The following is a 10,214-nucleotide window of genomic DNA, read 5'->3' as shown; positions in this document are numbered from 1 at the left end:
GGTTATCGAATAAACCGGACCAAAAAACCGAGCAAACCAGCTAAATCTTGAGAAAGGATGCGCTAGCGAAATTCCACGAAGCTTGGGACAACCTCCCATCCAGCAAGGCCGTCAGAGCGGCCTGAAACTCTTCGGACATCGTTATCATTCCCCTTCCGTTCTATCGATCACCGTACGATACCAACGATCCATGCGGGCCATCGGGTCAATCGTTAAGTGGATGAACCACTCGCGAATGGCGAGTTTGAGCCTGTCAATGTCAGATACGGTATAGGCACATACCGTTTCGGGGGCATCAGAATCGTCATAGAAGCGGTGATGCACCAACTGCGAGAGGACGTCACGAAAAAAATCTGTCGACTCCTGGTTTTCTTCCCACAGTTCCTGTACGCTGAGCGAATCGGCGTGCCCGGCCTGACCTTGCACCAAGTACACGCGATGAATGATTTTGTCGTCCGGGATGGAGCGATAAAAAAGGTCACCCGTCTCATAATTCGACCCGGTCGACAGGATGTGCTATCCTCACCATACATAGGATGTCATTCATTTCACCGCACGATAATCCACTTTGCCGCACGAAGGAGAGTAAGCTATATGTGCCACCATCGCACCGCGTATCGGCCCCTAAACCATCGGGGAGGTGGTCCGCTTACCCGAGAGGGACAGCGCGGATGAAGAATCCGATAGTCCCAAAATCCCCCGATTCCGGTACTAGCTCGCCACGACGGATCGGGCGACTAACGGTCTGGATCATTTATGGCATCGGACTGCTTCTGCTCATGGGTACGGTGGAGTACGGCGATCTCCAAATCAATTCGTTTGTGGCGAATGCGGTCGCTTTAGGACATTGGAATGTCTATCACTACTTCTCGTTGATGCCGGCCCTACGTCCTATTGCTACGGTCATGCCCCCGGGGTACTATCTGCTAGTCGGGTTGTATCTTAGTGCTCTTCATCTGATGCACCTGGACCCCGTCCCTGTTCAGCCCCACCAGCTCTTTTTGCAGATTTTTGGCGTCGTGCGCGGATGGCGGGTGTTCGTCGGCCTCGTATTGCTCAAGGTGCCTAATCTGATCTCGATGGGCGTCGGAGTGTGGGCGATTAGGCGGATGGCGAAGCGATTCGCTCTTCCCTCGTATACCATCACGGTGTTGTGGCTGCTGAGTCCTATTCTCCTCATCACATCATTCATGCAAAGCCAGATGGATATTATGCCAGCGACGTTAACTCTTGTTGCGCTGATGCTTCTGGATGAAGACCGCCCGACCGTCGCATTTGTGATCTTGGGCTTAGCGGCTAGTATTCAAGTGTACCCGTTGCTTTTCGCTCTTCCGACCGCTCTTCTGTTAGCCAAGGGCAATATCGGAAAGGTAATTAAATGGGGGTGTGCGGCGGCCATTCCTTTTTTGGTGCTATTAGCGCCTTTTGCGGGACGACCGCTAATCCAACGCGTGTTTTTTGCCCGGGACGGGGCGAGTCTGTTTAACAGTGTTCGGCTAGGCATTGTACCGGTCCACCTGTGGCTTTTAATGTATGCGTTAGTCTGCGTTACGGCATGGCACATGAGCCCCCGCTACGCGTCCTTTAAAGGGGTCCTCTGGACCTGGCTTGCCGTCGGCGCGTCAATTTTGATTTTTTCTTATTGGCTGCCGCAATGGATGGTGTGGATTGTGCCCATGGCCATCATTTTTTCTGGTCTCGACACGCGATTTTTGTGGCTCTGGATCAGTGTGAACTTGCTGTTTGTCGCGAATAACGTCCTAGCCTTTCCCCACAATTTGGATGGGCATCTGTTTCATTGGCTATCGGGGCACTCGGTACTATGGACCTACCCGCAACTGACGGGGCCCCACGGGCCAGCCGCCATTTACACGTTATTGATTATCGGCATTGGGGCCCTCGTTTATCGCGCCTATCAATTGCTTGAGGACACGGCGCCGGCCGCACCTCCCCCTTCATGGCTGGGGTTATGGTATAGTCTGCCATTGCTGCTGTATCTTGTGGCGGTGGTGGCCCAGCAAATCATTCCGTTATAGGGAGACCGAGGACAAGACCAATGTCAGGTTTTTTAGATCACCCGCATGGGCGAGCGATCCTCCTCGTTTTTATACAGGCATTGTAGAGTTTTGTTCTTGTTTGCTCAGGTTTTTTGATTATTGCGATAAACTAATTAGTAGAGGAGGGGAATTATGGGAGCCGGATATACAATAATAGACTTATTTTCAGAAGAACAAGTTCTGAAATTTGGAATGACCGCACATCAGGTTTTATGCATCCCAGACTGGGCCAGGGGATATGGTTATATCGAGCAGCACCGGAACAATTATTAATTTGGGACCGGTTCAGCCATCGTACGTAGCATCGTGGACCCATGAGGGGTTGCCATCTCACGCACCTGTTACCATTACACTAACACCTCAGATCGTGGATAATGGTACGGTAACATACAGTGGGCAACCCATTCCAATCACGTGGGGTCCGAGTGCCAACGGAACAGCAGACTCGTTTTGGAATGCGAATGGCCATGGTACTAACGCCCGTTTTTCAGTTCCATCAGCAGACGGTACCACAGGTACCGTAACCGAATATCTTGGAGCCTTCAGGTACCCGGAGGCCTGTTTCAACGGAGAATATTTTGTGCAAAGTTTGAGTGGAGAGGTATTCGTAAACTGGACTTCAGTCAGTGGTTGGGGTAGTAGCGACATATTGACTGTTAATCTTGATACCGCTTGGAGTTCAGATGGACCATATAAATTCATGATGACGGGTTACAGTGCTGATGCCACTCGTACAAGCAATTGTAGTGATTGTGGTACCGATACTTCTTGTTTTGAATATCAATCCAAAGCCTACCAATCAACATGGATTTTCAATGGGCCGTCTAATCCCTATGGGGAAACGTTGGTTAGTTTAGGAGATACCTTAACGTTAACTAATTTACCTGTTTTATCTCCGCAACCACCGGTCTATTTTAGCTATGTTGGTAGCAATTCTGGCGACCTTATCAAACAACAATCTATTGTTCCCGTTAATGGTAGTGTTTCCATACCTTGCAATCGAATGGGTGCCATTTGGATTAGTGTGCCCGTTAGTACGGAGAGTACAATCACTTACTATTGCAACGTCCAACAATAATGATCTTTTAACGCTCTGGGATGTCGGCTGATTACGCACGCTAACTGTTTTCGGAATCGAGACACCTCCACCCATCATCCTGCACGATGACCATCCAGACATCGTCCTCAGGGGTCCGCTGCAGAGTGATATCCACCGCAGACGCACCAGCCCGCGTCGAGTTCTGAAGCTGCTCCGCTAGGGCGTTGCCCAAGGAACTAAAGAATTGCGGCAAATGGGATAAAAAGCGTGAGGCATCAACATCCAACGTCATGGCTGACACCGGCATCCCTCCTTCATGAAATGCCGCCGCCCCTCTCCGGCGGGACGCCGGAGAACGCCCTCGCGAACAGCAAAAGCCCGCCTCCGAAGAGACGGGCTATAATGGATTCGAGGGTACGCTCCCACGCGACCTCCTAGAAAGGGGGTGGGGGCGATGCACGTTCAGATATCGGTTTCCTTAGCCAAGGTAGTAACACTCTATCTGATCTGGCGAACCCGGCGCAAGCGTCGGTAGCCCTCGAATCCTACCGTCCCGGCTCACACCCGGGGCGGTTCTTGCTTATAATATACGCCGCGTGCAGCGGGTATGCAAATCGCGCTAAGACGACGCGCGTTGTACATCGGTGACCCGCCCGCCCTGGAAGTCCACCCACCCCTCCGCATACACCCAGACGATTTGGGGATGGCCATCATAGGTGTTGTGGAGAATCGACTGAGCACGACCCCAGAGCCGTGTGACCTGCGCCATCGTCTCGCCGTCCGGCAGATAGGGCGCGGAGGACGAGCCAGCTGAGGATGAAGCCGAGGTCGTACTGACAGTCCATGGCGTCGCCTGGGCCCACAAGGCATTAAACCAGGCGAGGGCTTGGGCATGAATCGCCGCATTGGCGGTAATAAGCCCCACTTCCCGATTATCGTCCAACGACACCTCCGAAAAGTTTTGTGAGCCGACGAACGTTTGCTAAGCCGTGACAATCAATTTGGCATGGATATAGGGTGAAACCAGGGTACGGACCTGAACGCCCGCGCGAACCAGTTGGGTCGCATAACCCTGCAACACCTGCGAATGGACGGATTGGAGCACCGGGATCGCCGCTTTCCGTGCCGGAAAGCTGTTCGCTTGCGCCACATAGGATAGCGTTTTTCCGGACTTCTCATAGGCTTCCTTGCGTTCGGCGAGCAAGCGATTGTAAAGCAGCGGGCAATGTTCTAAGGTCTCGTCGATGAGTTGTGGCTGTCTCTTATTGGGGTACAGACGGTATTTGAACGATTGGCGCCTGGTTAATGTCCTTTCTGGTCTTCGATATAGCGCTTAACCACATCGAGTGGCACCGCGCCCACCGTGGCCACAAAATACGAATTCGTCCACAGCGATGGGAGCTTGCGTTTCAGAGATGGGAATTCTTGACGAAGCACATGGGAGGTATAGCCTTTCAACTGCTTGACCACCCGATGAATCCCAAACTGCGGATCGCACTGGATGAGGAGATGCACGTGATCGGGCATGACGTCCATTTCTACGATGTCTGTCTGGAGCTCATACGCTTTGTTGCGGAGTAACTCTTTCAACCGGGTATCCACCCCATCGACGAGCACTTTCCGTCGATATTTCGGGCAGAACACGACATGGTATTTGCAGTCAAACGTGATATTGTGATTGCTTTCCGTCGTGCGACCCATGTCACTTCACCGATTAAATTATACCACCAATGGATAGATTGTACCAAGCAATCTACTGCGCAGTGGCATTACCCGGAGGGGAACCGATTGGGGTCTCCCCTCATCGAGAGGGAAGACCCCAGCGGCTTTCATCCCCATAGGTCAACCCAGGGGTTTTTCGCCGCTATTTTATAATGGCGATGAGACCAAGTGATGCCACTCTGCAACCGGTATGGACCGAGTTCGGTCGTATCAAGGCACTCGGTTTTTCGAGATTACCCGCGGGAAATGGGCAATCGATCTACGGGACGCCAATATTACGGCTGGTTCAGTGATACAGTATACTATCGTTAATCATCGTCTATTCGTAAGGGGGAGATTCATTTAGAGAATAGCGTCCTCTCATTTTCTGAGCCCTTGACTTTCACGGACCAGTGGAATCACGGCGTCCCGCGCCATTCGGCAATGCGGGAACCGCCGATCCAGATTCATCACCTTGGCCCGAATACCCTCATGATGCGACAAAGCAAAACCGTATCATACGAGGCACCTTTTCTCTATCTGCTATTTGGGCGCGAGCGGGCCGTGTTATGGGACACTGGAGCCACGACAGATCCCAGCGCCTTTCCGCTGCGATCCACCATCGACGCGGCCATCAGTGAGTGGTTGGCGGAGCACCCCTGTGAGCGCTATGAGCTCATTGTGGCGCATACCCATGCGCATGGCGACCACATCGCCGCCGACAGACAATTTACGGACCGCCCCCAGACCACGATCGTGGGCCACGGGGTCGACGCCGTCCAGTCGTTCTTTCACATTGCCGATTGGCCTTCAGGTATCGGCGTGTTGGACTTAGGTGGCCGAATGTTAAACATTCTCCCCATCCCCGGCCATCAGCCTGCGTCAGTAGCGGTCTACGACCCCTGGTCGGGATTGCTCCTCACAGGGGACTCACTCTATCCGGGACGACTGTATGTCAGTGACTACCCAGCGTTTGTCGCCAGTGTGAGGCGCCTGGAAGACTTCAGGCAGAACCACCCCATCTCTCAAGTATTGGGCTGTCACGTCGAAATGTCCCGCACAGCCGGTCGGGACTATCCTTTGGGGGCCACGTATCAGCCCCATGAAGCCTCCCTGGTGTGGTCTCCCCGGCACATAGGCCAAGTACTTAAAGCGATAGAGACCGCCAGTGCCCCCGGAATCCATCGTTATGAGGAATTTATCATTGTCCACGGGCAGTCGATCCGCGTGATTGCACCGCTCCTCTTGCGAGGTTTTCTGTGGAAAGTCGGCTACCGACTGCGAAGATAACGGCATCGGTGTACTCGCCCTCACTTAAAGGCGCTGTGACACCGTATGCCCGCCAAACGCGGCAAGCCCACCCATGATCTCAATGAACACCGTCGCCAACACAGATAATGCAACCAATGTGAAGTACGGGCGATGTTGAATGTAGAGCCATATGCCAATGATCACGCTCAGGATCAAAACCTCTGGAACGGGAGCGTTCACGGTGTGCTTTAGTCCAACTCCGTGATGCGGGGCGCCAATCCATCAGACTCACCCACCCTTGAACAATCATCCGCAAATCCTGCCCAATGAGTGGGGAAATATGCCACACGGCGGCGGGCATCCGCCCGGACAGGGAATCCGTAGGGGCAAAAAATCCGAACCTGGTGTCCGAACGGCATCCGCCAGTACTGCGCCCAACCGTTTGGCCAAGAGATACGTTTGTGCCAAGTCCGGGTCAAAGGCCCGCAGTTCATCGATGTGGAGCACACTCTTTAAGCGTTTGAAGGCGATTTCGATGTGCCAGCGGCGCCGGTAGAGTTCTAAAATCTCGGCTGCGTCCGCAGCCGTCTCTGAGATTTTAGTCCTCAACCAAGAGCACTTGTCGCCCGAGCCAGAGTTGGTCCAAGACTTACTCACCATTACGCATGTCTTTTCAGCCCGATTGTAGGGATTACGGACCTATCGGCAAAGCTTAAAGGAGGCCCTCCATGCCGACATTGGCCCACAAGATCCGACGCCGGATCAGATCCGGTTCTTTAAGCAAGCCGCCGGTACGTGCCGTTGTAGTGTATCGAATGGTTGTCTCATTACTTAGCGCACGAGGAAGGCCCCTGACCATGATTACGGCTATGCGCGCATCAAAAGTACAACCACCCAAGGTTTGCGGACCCAGGTGCACCAGCTCACGGCCTACGGGTGTGACCCGATCTTTCAGGAAAAGAAAAGATCTCAGAACGGGGTGGCCTTGGTCGTGCTCAACATGGGCGGGGCTATGGTCGACACGACCCCCTCACGGGACTGATCTCCCAGGGCACACAATTCAGCAATGAGGACCTCATTTGCTATAGACGGACGATTCATGGCCATCAATGGGGTGTCCGTCCCACTTCCGGTCTTAACCGAAACCGGGACCACCAGGAGTCTACCGTGTGTGGCATGGGAGTGGGATCCCCAGTCTCAGCACAACTCCCCACTGGGGCTTTTGCCATGGGATGCCACGTCCATCGACTCGACCGCCTCGATAGCGCTGTCATCGCTATACAAACCGCCACGCGACCAATAGAGGCGCGGTGAGAGGAATTCATGTGAATGCCGTGGCACTATCACTCCAGTCCTATCAAAAAAGGCCGGACTGTACCCGGCCTCTCTGATATCTCTGTACACTGTCCTACCGCATTCTCCCTAAGTGCGGCGCATATAGGCGCGCACTGTCAAGGGAGCGAATATCGCCACAATGATGGCAGCCCCAATGAGCGAAGTGACCAGATTGCTATTCACCGTCCCGGTATTGGCCAAGTCGCGAATCGCCGTCACAAGATGCGAGACCGGATTCACGTTCACAAATCCTTGCAGCCAGTGCGGCATGGTTTTTGCTGGCACAAAGGCATTAGAAAGAAAGGTCAGGGGAAAAAGAATGATCATGGAAATACCCTGTACGCTAGATGCAGTGCGGGCAATCACTCCAAAGAAGGCAAAAATCCAACTAATCGCCCAGGCGCAGGCGATGACCAACACCCCGGCAATCGCCACATGATCTAGCCCTCCCTGCGGGCGGTAGCCCATGATATAGCCCATCGTAATAGTCAGCACGGTGGCGATGAGGTATCGAATCGTGTCGGCTAATAGAGCGCCCGCCAGGGGCACAATGCGTGCAATCGGGAGCGCCTTAAATCGATCAAAGACTCCAGTATCCATATCTTCACGAAGCTGCGTTCCGGTCACAATGGAGGTGGTGATTACCGTTTGCACCAAGATACCAGGAATAATGATAGGGAGATAGTGCTGCACGTTCCCCGCAATGGCCCCACCGAAAATATAGGTAAACATTAAGGTGAAGATAATCGGTTGGAACGTCACGTCCATTAGCTGTTCCGGGGTACGCCGGATTTTCAGAAGAGTCCGATAGGCCATGGTAAGAGACTGCTGAATGGTTTGGCCGAGGCTAATGCTCCTTCTCGTCGGCATGGTCAGTATGTCTCGGGTCGTCATGATGGGCTCATCTCCTTAAGATCGTTGTCGGAACTCTTGTCGTCAGGCACCCCGTGCCCCGTAATGCTTAAAAATACTTCATCTAGCGTCGGCTTCTGCACACTGAGAGAAGCGGTATGAATATGGTGTTGCCGAAAAGCCATTAATAAATCGGTCACCTGTTCTGCATCCGTAATCGGAGCGGTCAGCCGTCCTTCCGGAGACACGAAGACCTGGCCAACTGCCAGCATCTTTTCGGCAATTTGGCGTGCCTCTAGGGAGAGGGCCGGATCTTGCAATTGCAGATGCAGGGAAGATGTTCCAAGAGACGATTTCAATTCGTCCACGGTGCCTTCGGCGACCACTCGCCCCTGGTCAATCACCGCGATTCGGTCCGCCAATTGATCCGCTTCATCAAGATATTGCGTGGTCAAGAGCACGGTCGATCCCGTCGCCACTAAATGCCGAATGGTGTCCCACATTTGCGCGCGAGTCCGGGGATCAAGACCGGTGGTGGGTTCATCGAGAAAAATGAGCGGTGGCTGGGCAATGAGGCTCGCCGCTAAATCTAAGCGACGCCGCATTCCCCCCGAAAACTTCTTTAAGGGACGTCGTGCGGCCTCGGTGAGATGAAACTCTTCCAGCAATTCTTCCGCCCGCCGGCGTGCGTCGGCTCGGCTGAGACCTAACAGCCGAGAAAAAATAATCAAATTCTCGGTCGCACTGAGCGACTCGTCGACCGACGCATATTGGCCGGTAACACCGATTAACTGGCGCACCACATGCGGTTCCTTGCGGATATCGTGGCCAAAAATTTTCGCCTCTCCCGCGGTGGGGCGAAGTAGGGTCGCCAGCATGCGGATAGTGGTCGTTTTCCCCGCTCCATTCGGTCCTAACACGCCATAAATCGAGCCTTTGGGCACCAACAGATCGACGCCATCCACAGCACGGTTATCCCCAAACTCTTTCACCAAGCCCTTGGCCTCAACAGCCCATCGGCTGTCCACGCTATTGGTATCGTTCATCTCATCTCTCCTCGTTCAGGACTTCATGGTTCATGCAGTGATTCTCTACCCGCTATATGAACACAACATGAACAGCAGTCCCTCACCGCGCCGAGGAAGTCCGTGGGAGGTGGATCGTCATGGTCGTGCCGACTTCGGGGAGACTCTGAAGCGTAATGTGTCCTGCATGCATGTCCACAATTTTTTTCACAATCGCGAGACCAAGACCACTGCCCGAACCGGTACGAGTCCGCGCCGCGTCCGCCTTATAGAAGCGCTCGAAGATACGGTCTTGTTGCTCTGGGGGAATGCCAATCCCCGTATCGGTGATGCTGATGGCAATATCGGTATCGCTCGCCTGCCCCGTGAGAATAATGTCGCCATACTCCGGAGTGAATTTAATGGCATTGGTCAACAGGTTGACCCACACCTGATAGAGCAAATCAATGTCCCCCATCGCCTGCAAGGGCGGTAGCGAAACCTCCAGGTGCAGCGACTTCTCTGACCATAGTGGCTCTAGAGCAATCACCGCCTCACGGATTTGACTATCCACGGCATGAGGCACGGTATGCATCGGGTGATAGCCGGATTCTAGCGAGGTCAATTTGAGAAGATTGTCGGTCAGGCGCGAGAGCCGCATACTCTCCGTATGGATAATATCCAAATAGGGCGCCTCGTCCCCATTCGGCGGATACGAGGCGCGCAGCAGTTGAGCAAATCCCGCCATGGCGGCTAAGGGAGATTGCAATTCGTGAGAGACGTTGGCAATAAATTCTTGCCGCAATGCCTCTAACTGACCCAACTCACTCGCCATCTCATTAATGCTTTCAATGAGTTGATTGGCCGGGTGATCAAAACCGTCGGTGCCCAGCACTTCAGGATCGAGCCGAACGCGAAAATTTCCTTGGGCAATCTGACTTATCCCGTCGACGATGGCTTGCCAGGCATTCTTTC

General features: G+C 53.6%; 12 protein-coding genes and 2 pseudogenes. 4 read left to right on the top strand and 10 right to left on the bottom strand.

What is annotated here, in order from left to right:
* Nucleotides 1-144: 144 nt before the first annotated feature.
* Entirely contained in the window at nucleotides 145-426 is a 282-nt protein-coding gene (locus tag ACOJWD_RS10975; RefSeq protein ID WP_486993272.1) for a hypothetical protein, read from the bottom strand.
* Between the two features lie 245 nt (nucleotides 427-671).
* Here ACOJWD_RS10975 and ACOJWD_RS10970 point away from each other — a divergent pair, with 245 nt between their 5' ends.
* Both ACOJWD_RS10970 and ACOJWD_RS10965 read left to right on the top strand, forming a co-directional pair.
* Nucleotides 672-2,036: an MptA/MptB family glycosyltransferase gene (locus ACOJWD_RS10970; protein ID WP_486993271.1), complete on the top strand. Its 1,365-nt coding sequence runs from the start codon at nucleotides 672-674 to the stop codon at nucleotides 2,034-2,036.
* A gap of 601 nt (nucleotides 2,037-2,637) precedes the next feature.
* Complete coding sequence (locus tag ACOJWD_RS10965) at nucleotides 2,638-3,135, top strand: hypothetical protein (RefSeq protein ID WP_486993270.1); 498 nt, start codon at nucleotides 2,638-2,640, stop codon at nucleotides 3,133-3,135.
* A 40-nt stretch (nucleotides 3,136-3,175) separates the two neighbouring features.
* Here the strand turns inward: ACOJWD_RS10965 and ACOJWD_RS10960 are convergent, their stop codons facing one another.
* The 4 genes and pseudogenes from ACOJWD_RS10960 to tnpA all read right to left on the bottom strand — a co-directional run bounded on the left by ACOJWD_RS10960 (nucleotide 3,176) and on the right by tnpA (nucleotide 4,797).
* Nucleotides 3,176-3,397, bottom strand: coding sequence for a hypothetical protein (locus tag ACOJWD_RS10960; RefSeq protein ID WP_486993269.1), 222 nt, complete (start codon nucleotides 3,395-3,397; stop codon nucleotides 3,176-3,178).
* Between the two features lie 318 nt (nucleotides 3,398-3,715).
* Nucleotides 3,716-4,039 carry a hypothetical protein gene (locus ACOJWD_RS10955; RefSeq protein WP_486993268.1) on the bottom strand — a complete coding sequence of 108 codons (324 nt, stop codon included), beginning with the start codon at nucleotides 4,037-4,039 and terminating at the stop codon, nucleotides 3,716-3,718.
* Between the two features lie 39 nt (nucleotides 4,040-4,078).
* A pseudogene (locus ACOJWD_RS10950) lies at nucleotides 4,079-4,378 on the bottom strand (helix-turn-helix domain-containing protein); the annotation flags it as partial.
* Nucleotides 4,379-4,398: 20 nt separating this feature from the next.
* The gene (gene tnpA, locus ACOJWD_RS10945; protein WP_486993267.1) at nucleotides 4,399-4,797 is read right to left on the bottom strand and encodes an IS200/IS605 family transposase; all 399 of its coding nucleotides are present in this window, start codon (nucleotides 4,795-4,797) and stop codon (nucleotides 4,399-4,401) included.
* 492 nt (nucleotides 4,798-5,289) lie between these two features.
* Between tnpA and ACOJWD_RS10940 the strand changes: the two genes are divergently transcribed.
* Complete coding sequence (locus tag ACOJWD_RS10940) at nucleotides 5,290-6,087, top strand: MBL fold metallo-hydrolase (RefSeq protein ID WP_486993266.1); 798 nt, start codon at nucleotides 5,290-5,292, stop codon at nucleotides 6,085-6,087.
* Nucleotides 6,088-6,111: 24 nt separating this feature from the next.
* Here the strand turns inward: ACOJWD_RS10940 and ACOJWD_RS10935 are convergent, their stop codons facing one another.
* Together ACOJWD_RS10935 and ACOJWD_RS10930 are read right to left on the bottom strand one after the other, a co-directional pair.
* Nucleotides 6,112-6,252 (bottom strand): hypothetical protein, encoded by a 141-nt coding sequence (locus ACOJWD_RS10935; RefSeq protein ID WP_486993265.1) that lies wholly within the window; start codon nucleotides 6,250-6,252, stop codon nucleotides 6,112-6,114.
* A gap of 102 nt (nucleotides 6,253-6,354) precedes the next feature.
* Complete coding sequence (locus ACOJWD_RS10930) at nucleotides 6,355-6,657, bottom strand: transposase (RefSeq protein ID WP_486993264.1); 303 nt, start codon at nucleotides 6,655-6,657, stop codon at nucleotides 6,355-6,357.
* Here ACOJWD_RS10930 and ACOJWD_RS10925 point away from each other — a divergent pair.
* Nucleotides 6,641-6,733: pseudogene (locus ACOJWD_RS10925) on the top strand (IS607 family transposase); the annotation flags it as partial. The gene ACOJWD_RS10930 and the pseudogene ACOJWD_RS10925 overlap by 17 nt on opposite strands.
* 737 nt (nucleotides 6,734-7,470) lie before the next feature.
* Here the strand turns inward: ACOJWD_RS10925 and ACOJWD_RS10920 are convergent.
* The 3 genes from ACOJWD_RS10920 to ACOJWD_RS10910 form a co-directional block, all read right to left on the bottom strand.
* Nucleotides 7,471-8,277 carry an ABC transporter permease gene (locus ACOJWD_RS10920; protein WP_486993263.1) on the bottom strand — a complete coding sequence of 269 codons (807 nt, stop codon included), beginning with the start codon at nucleotides 8,275-8,277 and terminating at the stop codon, nucleotides 7,471-7,473.
* Entirely contained in the window at nucleotides 8,274-9,281 is a 1,008-nt protein-coding gene (locus ACOJWD_RS10915; protein ID WP_486993262.1) for an ATP-binding cassette domain-containing protein, read from the bottom strand. Before ACOJWD_RS10915 ends, ACOJWD_RS10920 begins: the two co-directional genes overlap by 4 nt.
* Before the next feature lie 82 nt (nucleotides 9,282-9,363).
* On the bottom strand, nucleotides 9,364-10,214 hold an 851-nt coding region (locus ACOJWD_RS10910), incomplete at its 5' end, for a HAMP domain-containing sensor histidine kinase (RefSeq protein WP_486993261.1).

The organism is Sulfobacillus sp. TH-112 (assembly GCF_057473405.1).
The sequence above is the reverse complement of the archived record's forward strand: the minus strand, read 5'-3'. Positions and strand labels throughout refer to the sequence as shown.

Coding starts and splice junctions, on each gene's coding strand:
- ACOJWD_RS10970 (WP_486993271.1), top strand. CDS start 672: ATGAAGAATCCGATAGTCCCAAAATCCCCCGATTCCGGTACTAGCTCG.
- tnpA (WP_486993267.1), bottom strand. CDS start 4,797: ATGGGTCGCACGACGGAAAGCAATCACAATATCACGTTTGACTGCAAA.
- ACOJWD_RS10940 (WP_486993266.1), top strand. CDS start 5,290: ATGATGCGACAAAGCAAAACCGTATCATACGAGGCACCTTTTCTCTAT.
- ACOJWD_RS10920 (WP_486993263.1), bottom strand. CDS start 8,277: ATGACGACCCGAGACATACTGACCATGCCGACGAGAAGGAGCATTAGC.
- ACOJWD_RS10915 (WP_486993262.1), bottom strand. CDS start 9,281: ATGAACGATACCAATAGCGTGGACAGCCGATGGGCTGTTGAGGCCAAG.